The sequence below is a fragment of the Bradyrhizobium sp. IC4059 genome, assembly GCF_020193615.1.
Classification (GTDB): Bacteria; Pseudomonadota; Alphaproteobacteria; order Rhizobiales; family Xanthobacteraceae; genus Bradyrhizobium; species Bradyrhizobium yuanmingense.
In genome coordinates, this window is sequence record NZ_JADYVH010000005.1 from 446594 (window position 1) to 463134 (window position 16541).

At 63.7% G+C, this 16541-nt stretch carries 12 protein-coding genes; 9 read left to right on the plus strand and 3 right to left on the minus strand.

The window, feature by feature from the left end:
- Positions 1 to 91: 91 nt before the first annotated feature.
- The 8 genes from topA to I6F12_RS18725 all read left to right on the plus strand — a co-directional run bounded on the left by topA (position 92) and on the right by I6F12_RS18725 (position 9080).
- Entirely contained in the window at positions 92 to 2860 is a 2769-nt protein-coding gene (topA, locus tag I6F12_RS18690; RefSeq protein ID WP_225125082.1) for a type I DNA topoisomerase, read from the plus strand.
- A 20-nt stretch (positions 2861 to 2880) separates the two neighbouring features.
- Entirely contained in the window at positions 2881 to 5229 is a 2349-nt protein-coding gene (gene rnr / locus I6F12_RS18695; protein ID WP_225156978.1) for a ribonuclease R, read from the plus strand.
- On the plus strand, positions 5223 to 5663 hold the full coding sequence (locus I6F12_RS18700; RefSeq protein WP_036015117.1) for a DUF983 domain-containing protein: 441 nt from the start codon (positions 5223 to 5225) through the stop codon (positions 5661 to 5663). Before rnr ends, I6F12_RS18700 begins: the two co-directional genes overlap by 7 nt.
- A gap of 29 nt (positions 5664 to 5692) precedes the next feature.
- Positions 5693 to 6445, plus strand: coding sequence for an NUDIX domain-containing protein (locus tag I6F12_RS18705; protein WP_036015119.1), 753 nt, complete (start codon positions 5693 to 5695; stop codon positions 6443 to 6445).
- Positions 6446 to 6692: 247 nt separating this feature from the next.
- Positions 6693 to 8018: an LLM class flavin-dependent oxidoreductase gene (locus I6F12_RS18710; protein ID WP_225140124.1), complete on the plus strand. Its 1326-nt coding sequence runs from the start codon at positions 6693 to 6695 to the stop codon at positions 8016 to 8018.
- 125 nt (positions 8019 to 8143) lie between these two features.
- Positions 8144 to 8311: a 50S ribosomal protein L33 gene (rpmG, locus tag I6F12_RS18715; RefSeq protein WP_007603295.1), complete on the plus strand. Its 168-nt coding sequence runs from the start codon at positions 8144 to 8146 to the stop codon at positions 8309 to 8311.
- Positions 8312 to 8589: 278 nt separating this feature from the next.
- Positions 8590 to 8820, plus strand: coding sequence for a DUF3551 domain-containing protein (locus tag I6F12_RS18720; protein WP_074448008.1), 231 nt, complete (start codon positions 8590 to 8592; stop codon positions 8818 to 8820).
- 5 nt (positions 8821 to 8825) lie between these two features.
- Entirely contained in the window at positions 8826 to 9080 is a 255-nt protein-coding gene (locus I6F12_RS18725) for a DUF3551 domain-containing protein (protein WP_225157015.1), read from the plus strand.
- Positions 9081 to 9176: 96 nt separating this feature from the next.
- Here I6F12_RS18725 and I6F12_RS18730 read toward each other — a convergent pair whose 3' ends face one another.
- Both I6F12_RS18730 and I6F12_RS18735 read right to left on the minus strand, forming a co-directional pair.
- The gene (locus tag I6F12_RS18730; RefSeq protein ID WP_036015145.1) at positions 9177 to 10076 is read right to left on the minus strand and encodes a GNAT family N-acetyltransferase; all 900 of its coding nucleotides are present in this window, start codon (positions 10074 to 10076) and stop codon (positions 9177 to 9179) included.
- A gap of 105 nt (positions 10077 to 10181) precedes the next feature.
- Positions 10182 to 11555 carry an FAD-binding oxidoreductase gene (locus I6F12_RS18735; protein WP_225125077.1) on the minus strand — a complete coding sequence of 458 codons (1374 nt, stop codon included), beginning with the start codon at positions 11553 to 11555 and terminating at the stop codon, positions 10182 to 10184.
- 107 nt (positions 11556 to 11662) lie between these two features.
- Here I6F12_RS18735 and I6F12_RS18740 point away from each other — a divergent pair, with 107 nt between their 5' ends.
- Positions 11663 to 12571, plus strand: a complete 909-nt coding sequence (locus I6F12_RS18740; RefSeq protein ID WP_057029787.1) for a LysR substrate-binding domain-containing protein — start codon at positions 11663 to 11665, stop codon at positions 12569 to 12571.
- Between the two features lie 240 nt (positions 12572 to 12811).
- On the opposite strand, the gene I6F12_RS18745 is transcribed toward I6F12_RS18740, so the two are convergent.
- Positions 12812 to 16204 carry an adenylate/guanylate cyclase domain-containing protein gene (locus I6F12_RS18745; protein WP_225113847.1) on the minus strand — a complete coding sequence of 1131 codons (3393 nt, stop codon included), beginning with the start codon at positions 16202 to 16204 and terminating at the stop codon, positions 12812 to 12814.
- Between the last annotated feature and the right edge of the window lie 337 nt (positions 16205 to 16541).

Below are 16541 nucleotides of genomic sequence, written 5' to 3' on the forward strand. Positions count from 1 at the left end.
GGGCCGCTCACCACCCATGTTCGGGTCGAAACGGCCGACCCGAGTCCTTTCGTTTTCGGCCCAAGATTTTCCCGTAAGCCACTGGAACTAAATGAATATCGTCATTGTGGAGTCGCCGGCGAAAGCCAAGACGATCAACAAATATCTGGGCTCGTCCTATGAGGTTCTGGCCTCGTTCGGCCATGTCCGCGATCTCCCGGCGAAGAACGGTTCCGTCGATCCCGACGCCAATTTCAAGATGATCTGGGAGGTCGATCCCAAGGCGGCCGGCCGGCTCAACGATATCGCGAAGTCGCTGAAGGGCGCCGACCGCCTGATTCTCGCCACCGACCCCGATCGCGAGGGCGAAGCCATCTCCTGGCACGTGCTCGAGGTAATGAAGGAGAAGCGCGCGCTGAAGGATCAGAAGATCGAGCGCGTGGTGTTCAACGCCATCACCAAGCAGGCCGTCTCGGAGGCGATGAAGCATCCGCGCGAGATCGACGGCGCTCTGGTCGACGCCTACATGGCGCGCCGTGCACTCGACTATCTGGTCGGCTTCACCCTCTCCCCCGTGCTGTGGCGCAAGCTGCCGGGCGCCCGCTCGGCCGGCCGCGTGCAGTCGGTGGCGCTGCGCCTCGTCTGCGACCGCGAGCTCGAGATCGAGAAGTTCGTAGCCCGCGAATATTGGTCGCTGATCGCGACCCTGCTCACCCCGCGGGGCGATGCCTTCGAGGCCCGCCTCGTCGGCGCCGACGGCAAGAAGATCCAGCGCCTCGACATCGGCACCGGCGCGGAAGCCGAAGACTTCAAGAAGGCGCTGGAACTGGCGACTTACGCCGTCACCGCGGTCGATGCCAAGCCGGCCCGTCGCAATCCGCAGGCGCCCTTCACCACCTCGACGCTGCAGCAGGAAGCCAGCCGCAAATACGGCTTTGCGCCGGCGCATACGATGCGCATCGCCCAGCGTCTTTATGAGGGCATCGACATCGGTGGCGAGACCACCGGACTCATTACTTATATGCGTACCGACGGCGTACAGATCGCCCCCGAGGCGATCACCCAGGCGCGCAAGGTGATCGGCGAGGATTACGGCAACGCCTACGTGCCGGATAGCCCGCGCCAGTACCAGGCCAAGGCCAAGAACGCCCAGGAAGCGCACGAAGCGATCCGCCCGACCGACCTCTCGCGCCGCCCCGACAGCATGAGCCGCAAGCTCGATGCCGATCAGGCCAAGCTGTATGAGCTGATCTGGAAGCGCACCATCGCGAGCCAGATGGAATCCGCCGAGCTCGAGCGGACCACCGTCGACATCACGGCGAAGGCAGGCTCCCGCACATTGGAGCTGCGCGCCACCGGCCAGGTCGTCAAGTTCGACGGCTTCCTCGCGCTCTACCAGGAAGGCCGCGACGACGAGGAGGACGAGGATTCCCGCCGCCTGCCCGCGATGAGCCAGGGCGAGGCCGTGAAGCGACAGAGCCTGTCCGTCACACAGCATTTCACCGAGCCGCCGCCGCGCTTCTCGGAAGCATCGCTCGTGAAGCGCATGGAAGAGCTCGGCATCGGCCGGCCCTCGACCTATGCCTCGATCCTCCAGGTCCTGAAGGACCGCGGCTACGTCAAGCTGGAGAAGAAGCGTTTGCACGGCGAGGACAAGGGCCGCGTCGTGGTCGCCTTCCTCGAAAGCTTTTTTGCCCGCTATGTCGAGTACGACTTTACGGCGAGCCTCGAAGAACAGCTCGACCGTATCTCCAACAACGAGATCTCCTGGCAGCAGGTTCTGAAGGACTTTTGGACCGGCTTCATCGGCGCCGTCGACGACATCAAGGAGCTGCGCGTCGCCCAGGTGCTCGACGTGCTCGATGACATGCTGGGCCAGCACATCTATCCGCCCCGCGCCGATGGCGGCGATATCAGGCAGTGCCCGAACTGCGGCACCGGCCGGCTGAACCTCAAGGCCGGCAAGTTCGGCGCCTTCGTCGGCTGCTCGAACTATCCGGAATGCCGCTACACCCGTCAGCTCGCCGCCGATGGCGAGGCGACTGCTGACCGTTCGCTCGGCCAGGATCCCGACACGGGTCGCGATGTCTGGGTCAAGGCCGGCCGCTTCGGCCCCTATATCCAGCTCGGCGAGCAGAAGGATTATGAGGAAGGCGAGAAGCCCAAGCGCGCCGGCATTCCGAAGGGCACCTCGCCCAGCGACGTCGATCTCGAGCTTGCGCTGAAGCTGCTGTCGCTGCCGCGCGAGATCGGCAAGCATCCGGAGACCGGCCAGCCGATCACCGCGGGCCTCGGCCGCTTCGGACCGTTCGTGAAGCACGAGAAGACCTATGCGAGCTTAGAGGCCGGCGACGAGGTGTTCGACATCGGCCTCAATCGTGCGGTGACGCTGATCGCGGAGAAGGTTGCCAAGGGCCCGAGCCGCCGCTTCGGCGCCGATCCCGGCAAGGCGCTGGGCGATCATCCGACGCTTGGCACCGTCACCGTGAAGAGCGGCCGTTACGGCGCCTATGTCACCGCGGGCGGCGTCAACGCGACCATCCCGGCCGAGTTCGAGAAGGACACCATCACGCTGCCGCAGGCGATCGCGCTGATCGACGAGCGCGCCGCCAAGGGTGGCGGCAAGGGCGGCGGCAAGGCCAAGAAGGCGGCTAAGCCGGCCAAGGCCAAGAAAGCGTCAGAGAAGGCTGCGGACGGCGAGGACGCCGCACCGAAGCCGAAGAAGCCGGCTGCGAAGAAAGCCGCGGCCAAATCCAAATCCGAATCCACCAGCAAGGCGCGCGCCGCCGTGCCGTCGACCGCAAAGACGTCGCCGACCAAGGCAGCCGCCACCAAGAATCCGGCAAATACTCCGGCCAAGAAGAGTGCCGGCAAGACCTGAGATCAAGAATTAGAGGTTAAGTGAAACCAAAGAAAGACCGTGGCTTTCCCGACAGGCAAGCCATCGTCGCCTTCATCAAGGCAAATCCAGGAAAGGTCGGGACTCGCGACATCGCGCGCGAGTTCGGCCTGAAGAACGCCGATCGCGCCGAGCTCAGGCGCATGCTGCGCGAGCTCGCCGACGACGGCATCATCAAGAAGAAGCGCCACAAGGTCTCCGAGCCGGACGCGCTGCCGCCGACGCTGCTCGCCGACATCACCGGCCGCGACTCCGATGGCGAATTGATCGCCTCCCCCGCCGAATGGGACGAGGTCGAGAACGGCGAGCCGCCAACGATCCTCATCGAGATGCCGCGCCGGCCGAGGCCCGGCACCGCCGCCGGCGTCGGCGACCGCGCGCTGCTGCGCGTCGAACGCAGCGATGACGATGAAGGTCCCGCCTATCGCGGCCGCATCATCAAGGTCATCGACAAGGCCAAGAGCCGCATCCTCGGCGTCTTCCGCAGCCTGCCCGAGGGCGGCGGACGGCTCGTCCCCGTCGACAAGAAGTTCGCCGACCGCGAGCTGAACATCGCGAGGACCGATACGGGCGGCGCTGAGGATGGCGACCTCGTCAGCGTCGACATCGTCCGCACCCGCGGCTTTGGCCTCGCCTCCGGCCGGGTGAAAGAGAAGCTCGGCTCGGTCAAGTCGGAAAAGGCGATCAGCCTGATCGCGATCTACGCCCACGACATCCCCTTGCAATTCTCCTCCGCCGCCGAGCGCGAGGCGGAAGCGGCAGAGCCCGCCAATCTGAAAGGCCGCGAGGACTGGCGCGACGTCCCGCTCGTCACCATCGATCCGCCCGACGCCAAGGATCACGACGACGCGGTGCATGCCGAGCCCGATCCGGATCCCAACAACAAGGGCGGCTTCATCGTCAACGTCGCCATCGCCGATGTCAGCTTCTACGTGCGGCCGGGCACGGCGCTCGACCGCGACGCGCTCGAGCGCGGCAACTCGGTCTATTTCCCGGACCGCGTCGTACCGATGCTGCCCGAGCGCATCTCCAACAATCTCTGCTCGCTGGTGCCCGGCGAGCCGCGCGGCGCGCTGGCGGTGCGCATGGTGCTCGGCCCCGACGGCCGCAAGCGCTCGAACAGTTTTCATCGCATCCTGATGCGGTCGGCCGCCAAGCTCGCTTACGCGCAAGCGCAGGCCGCGATCGACGGCCGGCCTGATGACACCACCGGCCCCCTGCTCGATCCGATCCTGAGGCCGCTCTATGCCGCCTATGCCTGCGCCAAGCGCGCGCGTGACGAGCGTGATCCGCTCAATCTCGATCTGCCCGAGCGCAAGATCCTCCTGAAGAGCGACGGCACCGTGGATCGCGTCGTGGTCCCCGAGCGTCTCGATGCGCACAAGCTGATCGAGGAGTTCATGATCCTCGCCAACGTCGCCGCAGCGGAGACATTGGAGAAGAAATCTCTGCCGCTGATCTACCGCGTGCACGACGAGCCGACCTTGGAGAAGGTTCACGCGCTCGCGGAATTCCTGGAGACGCTGGACGTTCCCTTCGCCAAGTCCGGCGCGCTCCGCCCGACCACGTTCAACCGTGTGCTGGCTCAGCTTGAAGGCCACGACTATTACCCGCTGGTGAGCGAGGTCGTGCTGCGCGCGCAGGCGCAGGCCGAATATTCCTCGGAGAATTACGGTCACTTCGGCCTGAACCTGCGCCGCTATGCGCATTTCACCTCGCCGATCCGCCGCTATGCCGACCTCGTCGTGCACCGCGCGCTGGTGCGTGCGCTTGGCCTTGGCGAAGGCGCCCTGCCCGACAGCGAGACGCCGGAAAGCTTGAGCGAAGTCGCCGCGCATATCTCGCTGACCGAGCGGCGCGCCATGAAGGCGGAGCGCGAGACCGTCGACCGCCTGATCGCCCATCACCTCGCCGACCGCATCGGCGCCAGCTTCCAGGGCCGCGTCTCCGGCGTCACCCGCGCCGGCCTGTTCGTGAAGCTCAGCGAGACCGGCGCTGACGGGCTGATCCCGATCCGATCCCTCGGCACGGAATATTTCAACTATGACGAAAGCCGCCATGCCCTCGTCGGCACGCGCAGCGGCACCATGTACCAGCTCGGCGACGTCGTCGACGTCCGCCTGATCGAGGCCGCTCCCATCGCGGGCGCGCTGCGTTTCGAGCTGCTGTCGTCCGAGACCGACAGCGGCCCGCGCCAGCGCAGGCCGCTCCGTCCGCAGCGCAAATCGTCCAAGCCGCAGCCCGGACGCAGCCCGGAGCGAAAACGCAAGCCGGAGAAGAAAAAGTCCGGCAAGGGAAGGAAGGCCAAAGGAAAGAACAAGGGTAAGGGCAAGAAGGGCAAGGCATGGTGACGATGAGCACGGCACCAAAGATCTGGACGCGCGAGAACGGTCTCGTCGAGAAGCGCGACGTCTGGTCAGCAATGAAGCGCGGCTTCCGCGGCCGCTGCCCGCGCTGCGGCGAAGGCAAGCTGTTCCGCGCCTTCCTGAAGACCGCCGACCATTGCGCCAAATGCGGCCTCGACTTCACCCCGCATCGCGCCGACGATCTGCCTGCCTATCTCGTCATCGTCATCGTCGGCCACATCGTGGTGCCGGCCATCCTCTGGATCGAGACCAATTATTCGACGCCGGTCTGGCTCAGCTTCGCAGCCTATCTGCCCTTCACCTTCGTCGCCTCGCTCGCGCTGCTGCAGCCCGTGAAGGGAGCTGTGGTCGGCTTGCAATGGGCTCTGCGCATGCACGGGTTTGACGACAACCCTCCCGATGGTATTCCGCCTGTGTAAACACGTAAAAGAACAGTTCGGGTGAGGACATGACCGATATTTCGCAGGCCGAGGAGAAGACCAGGGTTCACGAGGAGAAGGAAGCCGATCATCATCCTTACTTCCGCCCGAAGGATGCGGCGACGCTGATCCTGGTCGACCGCAGCGGCGCCATTCCGAAAGTGCTGGTCGGCAAGCGCCACGACAAGGTGGTGTTCATGCCGGGAAAATTCGTCTTCCCGGGCGGGCGCGTCGACAAGGCCGATTATCGCGTGCCCTGCGCCGCGCCCATCACCGCCGAACTGGAAGCCAATCTCGCCAAGGGCAGCCCGAAGACGCCGGCCTCGCGCGCGAAATCGCTCGCCATTGCCGCCATCCGCGAAGCCTGCGAGGAGACCGGCCTCTGCCTCGGCCGCAAGGCCGAAGGCAAAGTGCCGAAGCTCGAAGGTCCCTGGCAGCCGTTCGCGGATGCGGGCCTGCTGCCTGATCCCTCCAGCCTGTTCCTGATCGCGCGCGCGATCACCCCGCCCGGCCGCGTCAAGCGCTTCGACACGCGTTTCTTCACCGCCGATGCCTCCGCGATCACCCACCGCGTCGAAGGCGTGATCCATGCCGATGCGGAGCTGGTCGAGCTGGTCTGGGTCGAGCTCGGCTCGAAGCCGCTCGCCGATCTGCATCCGATGACGCGCAACGTGCTCAACGAGCTCGACACCCGCCTCGCCACCGGCCCGCTCCGTCACGACGCGCCGGTGCCGTTCTTCCACTTCTACGCCGGCAAGATGCAGAAGGACGTTTTGAGCTAGTTGGCGCGCTGGGGCGTAGTTCGATCAAGTCTATCCTCCGTCATTCCGGGGTGCGCCTCTTGGCGCGAGCCCGGAATCCATACTCCGGATGGTGGTTATGGATTCCGGGCTCGCCGATCCGCGTCGCCCCGGAATGACGTGCTGAGAGAGCTACGAAAAACAAAAAATTCTTCCCGCCTCCCCCAATGGCGGAGTTCCCACTCATGCCTATGTCTTTGCGAGCGTCACCAAGAACGGACACCGGGCGATGGCACAAAGGCAACTCAAGCTTGGCGCGTTCATGCGCCCGATCAGCATCCACACCGGCGCCTGGCGCTATCCCGGGGCCTGGCCCGACGCCAATTTCAACTTCTCGCACATCAAGACGCTGATCCGAAAGCTCGAGGCCGGCAAGTTCGACGCCTTCTTCATGGCCGATCACCTCGCCGTCCTGAACATGCCGATCAACGCGCTGAAGCGCAGCCACACCGTAACCTCGTTCGAGCCGTTCACGCTGCTGTCGGCTTTGTCAGCCGTGACCGAGCGCATCGGCCTGATCGCGACCGGCTCGACCACGTTCGACGAGCCCTATCACGTCGCGCGCCGCTTCGCCTCGCTCGACCATCTCAGCGGCGGCCGCGCCGGCTGGAACATCGTCACCACCTCGAACCCGGACGCGGCGCTGAATTTCGGCCTCGACGATCACATGGAGCACGCCGAGCGCTACAAGCGCGCCCGCGAGTTCTACGACGTCGTCACCGGCCTCTGGGACTCCTTCGCCGACGATGCCTTCATGCGCGACGTCGAGAGCGGCCTGTTCTTCGATCCCGCCAGGATGCACACCCTCGACCACAAGGGCAAATACTTCAAAGTGCGCGGCCCCCTCAACATCGCCCGCCCCGTGCAAGGCTGGCCCCTGATCGTGCAGGCCGGCGCCTCCGACGACGGCAAGCAGCTCGCCGCCGAGACCGCGGAAGCGGTGTTCACCGGCGGCGGCAGCCTCGCCGACGGCCAGAAACTCTATGCCGACATCAAAGGCCGCATGGAGAAGATCGGCCGTGACCCCGAGCACCTGAAGATCCTCCCCGGTGCCTTCGTCGTTGTGGGCGACAGTGTCGATGAGGCCAAGGAGAAGCGCGCTTTGCTCGACAGCCGCGTGCACTACGACAGCGCCATTGCCTCGCTCTCCGTCATCCTGGGCACCGATGCCTCCGGCTTCGATCCCGATGGGCCGCTTCCCGAGATTCCCGAGACCAATGCCAGCAAGAGCGGCCGGCAGCGCCTGGTCGATCTCGCCGCCCGCGAGAAGCTCACCGTGCGCCAGCTCGCCCAGCGCGTCGGCGGCTATGGCGGCCTGTCCTTCGTCGGCACCGCCAAGACCATCGCCGACCAGATGGAGGAATGGCTGGTCGGTCGCGGCTCCGACGGCTTCAACATCATGTTCCCGTTCCTGCCTGCCGGCCTCGACGATTTCGTCGACAAGGTGGTCCCGGAGCTGCAGAAGCGCGGGATTTTCCGCAAAGAGTACGAAGGGCCCACTTTGAGGGAGAATCTGGGCCTGCCGCGGCCGAAAAACCGGTTCTTTGAGGCCTAATGGGCCCGATTTGAGCGGTTTCCGCCGCCTGAAACCTTGACTTCCCGCCGTTTCTGACTAGGTTGCCGGCCAACGCGGGCCGTTTGGCCGGCTCCAGATTCCCCTGATATTCTGAGGTTCAGAACATGGCCAAAGCGGTCACCATCAAGGTCAAGCTCGTGTCCTCCGCCGACACCGGCTTCTACTACGTTGCCAAGAAGAATTCGCGCACCATGACCGACAAGCTGGTCAAGAAGAAGTACGACCCGGTCGCGCGCAAGCACGTCGAATTCCGCGAAGCCAAGATCAAGTAAGATCGCGGCGTAGCGCGCTAAGGATTTTTGCGGGGCCCTTGCGGGCCCCGTTGTCGTTTCGGCTCGCGTGTCCCTGCTCATGTACCCTGCTACCCAGCGCTGCGCTGCTTAGCGCAGCGAAGCAAATCCGGACCGGCTCTGCGAGATCACACTGGGACACTCCGGCGTGACGAGAGGAACTCGCTTGAGTCGTGGTTGTTGAGCCAGCATCGTCAAGCGGCTATCTTTCGGAGCGAACCTCTTGCGTTGCCGCTCAACTGACTTGATGGGAGAATCGCATGCGCATCGCTCTGCTCATTGTCGTTATGGTCATCGGATTTTCTTCCGCAGCAAACGCTCAGTATGACTATCCCTGGTGCGTATTTGGCGGAGGGCTCGGCGCTTCCGGAGACTGCATGTATTCGACGCGGGAACAGTGCCTGGCCTCGGCATCCGGGCGATCGAACACCTATTGCGATGTGAACCCGCGCGTGAGGTTCAAGCAGCACGCTCCGCAGCGGCCGCGCTGATCATGATGCGCGCGCTTGCCTGTCTGCTCTTCGTCCTGATCACCATGTCCGCGCCCGGTCCAGCGGCAGCGCAGCGGTTCGGCGGCAATTTTCCGGTATGTCTGCAGGAGTGGGAATGGGGCGGCGGCACCTACATCTCTTGCCAGTATCGTTCATTTGACGAATGCAGAGCCAGCGCGGCGGGCCGTTCGGCGATGTGCCTGGAAAACCCATATGTGCAGCGGGCGTCCCCTCCAGGCCGCAGCGCGCGTCCCCGGTAGGGCTAGAGCATGATCGGCCCGTGACGAGCGCCGATCCAGCCATCATTCCGTGCCGTCCGGCCTGCCCCGCAACGTCGACCTTCTCGGTTGAATCCCCTACATGAAACCCGGATTGCGCGGGAAATAGCTACCCCAATCTCCGAATGGTCGATTTGACATCAGCAGCATCGGGAACGTCAGCCGCATCCCGTGGTCGATTGCCGCCTTGAGCGCCGGCTCGCTCGCGCCCGGCACAAAAGCCGAAATGGCCGGACAATCGCTCTGTGCCGCGAACGACAACGCAGCGGCGAAAGCGGACTCAACCAGATCTGGCCTGTGGACTGCAAGCGGACCAATGTGTCCACCCGAAATGTAGACGTACCCGACGCACTCATTGCCGGCGTGGATGGTGAATCCGCGCGTCGTGCTGTCGCCAAGGAGAAATCGATGATGCTTCTCCCTGGAAACGCCGACTGCGCTGACATCGATCTGCGCCAGCCTGTCGTATGGGATCGCGTCGGCCGTGAGAGATTCAAGACGGAGCCGCGGCGCAGCCAACCGTGGCGCCAGGCGGTCACGAGGGACGCTGACCATGTAGATCGGAAAGCGCGGGAACAGTCCGTGGCGGATGTAGAGGCCTTGAGATACGTTGTTGAACGTGAAGGTGATCAGTGCCTTGATGGGTGCTCCGCGCATTTCTGCATGCGCGAATGCCTTGTTGATGAGTTGATTGCCGATGCCGTCGCTCTGACGATCAGGCGCGACGAACAATTGGGCCAGGAACCAAAGCTCGCCACAGACCCAACTCCACGCGAAGCCGACTATTTCTCCGTCGTCATCGGCCACCCATAAGCCCTCGGGATCATCCGCGAGCGAGAAGGCCTGAAAATTCGGCGGACGAGAGGATGCCATCTTCCCGAACCCCCGCCGTTCGGTTAGCTCATTGATGCTGGCGACCACGATGTCATCGGCCTGCTTCAAGTCGTCGATGCGAGCGGGCCTGCACACGACCGCCATTCTCTAGTCCCTCCCGGGCGTCAGCTCGCCCCGCCCACGATGCATCGGGTCGCGGCTTAGTTTCTACTCACATCTTGATGAGAGCGAGAAATCGTCAGCCGGCAATCAGGCGAGCGGCCGGATGTTCTGGTTCATCCGGAAGAAGTTCGTAGGGTCGTATTTCGCTTTGATCTGCTGCAGGCGCCTGTAGTTCCGCCCATAAGCAGCGGCAACCGGATCGCCTGTCTCATCGTCGTCGAGATAATTGACATAGCGTCCTGAGGCAAAGAAGGGCCGCATCCTTTCATAGGTTGCGCGTGCCCACGAGATGCTGCGGCTGGTATCGCTGGTCTGCGTCCATTGCGCGAGGATCAGGAAATTGTAGCCCTCCTGCCGATGCACAAATGCCGTATCCCCGGCACCCACGCGGGCCGCGGCACCGTGGATGTGCTCGAGCAGCAGCTGCCCCATCGGAGTCGGGCAGCGGGCGAAGCATTCGATCATCGTCGCGATCGCACCATCGCTCAGCTCCGTGAGGAAGTTCGACTTCCAATAGTTGAACGCGCCTTTCGGATAGTTGGCGTCGAGCATGCGGTTGAGCTCGCAATAGGTCATCGGTCCGACCGCATCCAGAATGGGAGGCCCGAACTGTTTCAGCGGCTGCATCGCTCGTTCGGCCTCGGCGACTGGACCGCAGTGGCTGGTAACCAGGGCCGCGACCTCCCTGCCGGACCCGTCGGGCGCATGGGTCAGGGATGCGAACAGCATGTGCTCGTCCGTGAGCGATCGCGTGCTGGTCCGGAAAAATTCCAGCACGTCGCGGGAACGCTCGATAGGGTGAACGATCGGGCCGCCGGTGATGATCGGCCCTACCGTATGGAGGTCGTATTCAAGACTGGTGGCAATCCCGAAGTTTCCGCCGCCGCCGCGCACGGCCCAAAATAGATCCGGCTGCTCTTGCTTGCTGGCCCGCACAACCTTGCCATCGGCGGTGACGAGTTCGACAGCCCGCAGATTATCCAACGCGAGGCCGTACTTGCCCATCAGCCAGCCCAGTCCTCCGCCGAGCGTCAGGCCCGCGATGCCGGTGGTCGAGACCACGCCGCCGGTCACCGCAAGTCCGTGAAGCTGCGTTTCTCGATTGAGCTCGCCCCAGGTGACCCCGCCCTGCGCCCATACGGTCTTGCCGATCGCGTCGACCCGGACCCCCTTCATGGGTGAGAGGTCGATCATGATCCCGCCGTCGATGGTTGCGCGCCCGGCCACATTGTGGCCGCCGCCGCGAACCGCGACCTCGAGGCCGAGCTTGGTCGCAAGTGCCACGGCATCCACGACATCAGCCGCACTGCGACATCTGGCAATCAATGCTGGCCGTTTGTCGACCAGCCCATTGTGAACCTTGCGCGCCTCGTCGTAGCCCTCGTCCGCTGGCTTGAGCAGTTCTCCTCCGAAGGAGGCGCTAAGTTCGGCGGCAGCGCTGGCAACAGATGCGATGGACATGACACGAGCTCCCTAGCTTGGCCCGCCACATCCTCGATCGCGGGCTGTCTCAGAGCAAATCCGAAGAATTCAGGTGACGATGAACTGATTTCACCTACACTCGCCGCATGCACAAGCTGCCGCCCCTGATCGAGCTCCGCGCTTTTGAGGCTGCCGCGCGTCATCTGAGCTTCAAGAAAGCCGCGGCAGAACTCGGCGTCACGCCGACCGCGATCAGCCACCAGATCGGATTGCTCGAGCAGTATTGCGGCCGCGCCCTATTCCGGCGCAGACCACGCCCTCTTTCGTTGACCGATGCCGGCGCGCGGCTGTTTCCCGCCATTCGCGGCGGACTCGAGGCGTTTGCCGCTGCCATTGCGTCCCTCAAGCAGGAAGGTGACGAGCAGCCGCTCCGGGTTACGACGACCAACGCCTTCGCTAGCCGCTGGCTCGTGCCCCGCCTGCCCCTGTGGCGGAAGTTGCATCCTGACGTGCCATTGGAAGTGATCGGCACTGACACGGTGCTCGATCTGCAGGCCGGAGACAGTGACGTTGCCATCCGTTATGCGACCAGCCGCGTACCGCCGACAGACGGAATCGTCGATGAACTCTTTAGCGATACGTTCTGGCCGATCTGCAATCCGGATTTGCTTTCAACCGGACGGCTGAAGAGACCAGTCGACCTCGCAAAGCACGTTCTGATCCACTCCTATTGGTCGCCGGCCGATCGTGAGCCACCGACGTGGCAGAGATGGCTCGGTTTGGCCCAGCGCCGGTGGCGCGAGGTGCCCCAATACAAGGACCTGCAGCACTTGAGTTTCCGGGAAGAACTGCACGCCATCGAGGCGGTGATCAGTGGGCAGGGCGTCGGGATCTTCAGTGATGTGCTCGTGGCACACGACCTCGCCGCCGGCACGCTCGTGAAGGCATTCTCGTTGAACCTACCCGGCTACAGCTTTTATGTGGTCAGCAGGCCAAGCCACCCGCGCGCGCGGACCATTCGGGTCTTTTCGCAGTGGTTGCGGTCGAGTACCTGATCCGGACCGGGTCAGCACAAAGTGCGAAGCCGGGAGAGGTCATGCGAATAACCCGAAGCGCGACCAGCAGCGCGGACCAACTCCAGCTGCGAACCGGAGCGACGGGGCCGACCCGAGAATTGACGGCGCCGAGCAGGTCACCGTTGCCCTTACGTTTCTTTAGGGTGCAGCGGAGTCGCGAAACCCGAGAACGTTACGGAGCTCCAATGGAGCGCGCTTACGACAAGCTCCACGTTACACTCAGAGTTCTTCCAGCAGCGCCTTGCTTTCCTTCAAGTCGCGAACGTCGAAGCCCTCGCTGAACCAACCGTAGACCGGCGCGAGAAGACCGCGTGCTTCATCACCCCTGTCCTGATCACGCCAGAGCCGGGCGAGACTGACGGCGGAGCGAAGTTCCCAGAGTTTCGCCTCCTGCTGGTGAGCAATCGCAATGGCGTGGCGAAACTCGGCCTCCGCATCGGCCTCCGCGCCTGGCCGAGCCCTTAGCATCAACTCGCCTCGGCGCCGATGCAGCTCGGCCTCGAACCACCGCACCCCCGATTTCTGGGTTAGTGCCAAGGCGTCGGAGAGTTGGCCGAGCCCCGTTTCATATCGTGCTCTCTTTGCCTCGGCTGCTGCGAGCTGCGCAAGGTAGAACGGAAGAGTCCATGCTGCGCCGGACGCCTGGAATCCCTCGATGCCGCGCCGCAGTAAGTCCACCCCGGCCTCGGGGTCGCCGGCTTCGGCCAGCGTCCAGCCGCGATATGCCGTCCCCATCGCGAGAAAGAAGGCAAAGCGCTGCTCGGTGGTGAGCGCAACCAGCTCGTCCGCCCGTTGCCCAACCATGCCCGCGTCTTCGAGCACGAAATGCAACCGGCAGGCAACGCTCAGCGCGAATGCGAGGCTGATCGGGTGCGACGAATCGCGGGCCTCTGCCAGAGCGTCACTGCTCTGCACGCGCGCCTGATCGGCGAAGCCAAGAAGGCCACACGTAAGCGAAAGGAACGAAAGCATCGCCACGCGGGCGTTTTCTGCGAACAGGGCCGTCAGAGAGCGCTGCTGCGCCGGATCGTAAAGGGCGAGCCCCCGCTCGAGATGGGTGCGCGCCAAGGCCAATTGTCCGCGATGAAGCCAGCTATCGCCGACTGCCCGATGACCGGCGACAAGAATGGCCGCATCGTTCTGTCGCCCGGCCAAATCGAGCAGATTCTCGGCGATGCGATGCGATCGGTCCGTTTCACCACGGACGTGATAATGCACGAACTCGCCCCAGAGTGCCTTGAGCAGATTCGGCGTGTCGTTGAGTGCCTCGCAGAGGCAACGCGCCCGGGCGTAGGCCCTGCCGGTCTCTTCGGCCGCGTGGCCCTTCGCGGCGATCAGTGCACCGCCGAGCGCGAGTTGAAGTTCAGTTTCGGTGCGCTGGCGCCCGGGAGCATCCGGCAGTTGAGATAGCAAATCAAGCGCCTTTCGCATCTGCGCGATTGCTTCTGTCATTGCCGATCGAGCCTTTGAACGCTCACCAGCCTCCTGCCAATAGGAAATCGCCTTTTCGGCCAAGCCCGCATGTCCGCAGTGGTGGGCGAGGATTTCCGGCTGCTCTTGGATGCCTCTAGCGAGCCTCTCCTCGAGTGCGCCAGCGATCCGAGCGTGCAGCTCGCGGCGTTGGCCGCGCAACATTGTGCCGTATGCCGCATCCTGGACCAGTGCATGTTTGAACAAGAAATTGGCGTCGGGCGGCTCGACACTCCCAAACACGAGGCCGGTGTTGATCAGCCGGTCAAGCGCCGCCCGCAACTCGTTGTCGCACCGCTGTGCGACCGAGGCCAGCAGATCATAGGAGAACTCGCGGCCAATAGCTGCGCCGATTTGTGCCACCTCCTTGGCGATCGGCCCAATCCGGTCGAGCCGCGCCATCAACGAAGCATGTAGCGTGGCCGGTACGGCAAGTCCGGGCAGCGGCGCGAAGGAGATCGCTCGCGCGATACTCTGGGGGCTTGTTTCGAGCACCGCTTTGGTCAACTCCTCAACGAACAGCGGCACACCATCCGTACGTTCAGCAATTTCATTGACGATTTCGGTCGGCAGCGTCTGGCCACCTGCCACGCTCCGGATGAGCGCAGCGCCCGCATTCTGGTCGAGCCGGTTCAGCACGAGCAAGCTGACATGCGGCTTTCCGGTCCATACTAACTGGAACTCGGGACGGTAGGTGATCAAGACCAAAACCGGCAGGCTTGCTACGCGATCGACGGTTCGGTCCAGCAGCTCGCGCGAGCTTGGATCTATCCATTGCATGTCCTCGAACACGATCATGATTGGACGTCTTTGCGCGAGAGCTTCAAGCTGGCGAACCAGAGCGGCGAAGCTTCTCTCCTTCTTTTGTTGCGGCGTACTCGTAACCGGTAAGTATAGATTATCGTTGGGGATCGACAGAAACTCGGCCAGGATCGCCGCGTCCTCGTTGGGCGACAATGCAGGCGACAGGAGCGCTCGAAGTTTGTCGAGCTTGGTCGTCGGTGTGTCCTCACGATCGAAGCCAGCCGCTCGCTGGAGTTGTGCGATGAAGGGGTAAAGCGCGCTTTCCTGATGATGAGGCGAGCAGAAGTAGCGCAAGCAGGTGTGCGGCTCTCGCTCGATACGCTCCTGAAGAGCCGCAACGAGGCGCGACTTGCCGATCCCCGCCTCGCCGACAAGCAGCATGACTTGACCGGTACCCGCCCGCGCATGGCGCCAGCTCCGCTCCAACCGCGCGAGGTCTTCCTCACGCCCAACCAGCGGGGCGAGGACCGAAGGGTGCAACGCCTCGAACCGGCTCTCCGCTGTTCCCTCACGAAGCACCCGCCAGGCTTGCACCGGTGCGGCGAAGCCCTTCAGCGTCACGGCGCCGAGATTCTCGTAGTCAAAGAGCCCGCCGATGAGCCGCCGCGTGTCCTCAGGGATGACTACCCCATCCGGTTCGGCGAGCGCTTGCAGTCGAGCGGCAAGGTTCGGCGTCTCGCCAAGCACGGCCTGCGCCTCCGCCGCTTCGCTGCCGATAAGGTCACCTACGACGACGAGGCCAGTCGCGAGCCCAAGACGAACCCGCAGCTCGAACTCGGCTGGGGCTCCCGGCGCGTGCCTGGTCGCGGCGATCTCAAGCGCAGCGCGCACTGCGCGTTCGGCATCGTCCTCATGCGCTGAAGGATGACCGAATAGTATGAGCATGCCATCGCCGATGTAACGGCTGACGGTGCCACCGTATTTGCGGACGACCGCCGCTACGCTATCGCGGTACTCAGCAATTATGTCCCGTAGATCTTCCGGATCGAGCTTTGTCGCAAGTGCCGTCGAGCCGACGAGATCGCAGAACATCACTGTGAGCTGACGACGCTCGGCGGAAGAACTTGGTGCGGCCAACAAGCCTGCGCGCTCCGTGACCGGTGGCACGATGGACGTCGCTGCGCCGGCCCCTCTCGTCATTTGCGGCGGTACGGTCGGCGTGAGCGCGGCACCGCAGTCGCCACAGAAGTTCTTGCCTGTCGGATTGTCGCCCCCGCACGCAGGGCAGCGAAAGAACAGCGGCGCGCCGCAATCGCCGCAGACCTTCGTTCCCTCCGGGTTGACTCTGCCGCAATTCGCGCAATCCATGGCCGCACCCGATCGAATTCCGACCGACATGAGTTCGCGTCGGTCTATGGGCGAATCTTGAAAGCGCGCTCTTTCAAGATTCTCTTCCCTCAGCCGCCTACCAAGCGCCAAGCATGATCAAACTCACAATGACCAGGAAGTAGACACAGGCGATAGTCGCAGGGAAAATGAGCCAGCCGGGCGTCATCGTTGCCTCCCGAGCGGTTGTCTCGAAAGCTTAAGCTGGCCGGCGCGATTAGGATTATGAACTGGCTAACACTCTGCAACTCAAGCCCATTTTCAATCTGAGAAGGCTGACCACAGCCTGACACGACCCAAACGCGAAATTGGCAAGCCCATGAACGACCGCCTGCCGAGTCGACGAAAA

Excerpts from the sequence above, each read along its gene's own strand:
- I6F12_RS18700 (WP_036015117.1), top strand. The coding sequence starts at position 5,223 with ATGGTGACGATGAGCACGGCACCAAAGATCTGGACGCGCGAGAACGGT.
- topA (WP_225125082.1), top strand. The coding sequence starts at position 92 with ATGAATATCGTCATTGTGGAGTCGCCGGCGAAAGCCAAGACGATCAAC.
- I6F12_RS18740 (WP_057029787.1), top strand. The coding sequence starts at position 11,663 with ATGCACAAGCTGCCGCCCCTGATCGAGCTCCGCGCTTTTGAGGCTGCC.
- I6F12_RS18745 (WP_225113847.1), bottom strand. The coding sequence starts at position 16,204 with ATGTCGGTCGGAATTCGATCGGGTGCGGCCATGGATTGCGCGAATTGC.
- I6F12_RS18710 (WP_225140124.1), top strand. The coding sequence starts at position 6,693 with ATGGCACAAAGGCAACTCAAGCTTGGCGCGTTCATGCGCCCGATCAGC.
- I6F12_RS18705 (WP_036015119.1), top strand. The coding sequence starts at position 5,693 with ATGACCGATATTTCGCAGGCCGAGGAGAAGACCAGGGTTCACGAGGAG.
- I6F12_RS18730 (WP_036015145.1), bottom strand. The coding sequence starts at position 10,076 with ATGGCGGTCGTGTGCAGGCCCGCTCGCATCGACGACTTGAAGCAGGCC.
- I6F12_RS18735 (WP_225125077.1), bottom strand. The coding sequence starts at position 11,555 with ATGTCCATCGCATCTGTTGCCAGCGCTGCCGCCGAACTTAGCGCCTCC.
- I6F12_RS18720 (WP_074448008.1), top strand. The coding sequence starts at position 8,590 with ATGCGCATCGCTCTGCTCATTGTCGTTATGGTCATCGGATTTTCTTCC.
- I6F12_RS18725 (WP_225157015.1), top strand. The coding sequence starts at position 8,826 with ATGCGCGCGCTTGCCTGTCTGCTCTTCGTCCTGATCACCATGTCCGCG.
- rpmG (WP_007603295.1), top strand. The coding sequence starts at position 8,144 with ATGGCCAAAGCGGTCACCATCAAGGTCAAGCTCGTGTCCTCCGCCGAC.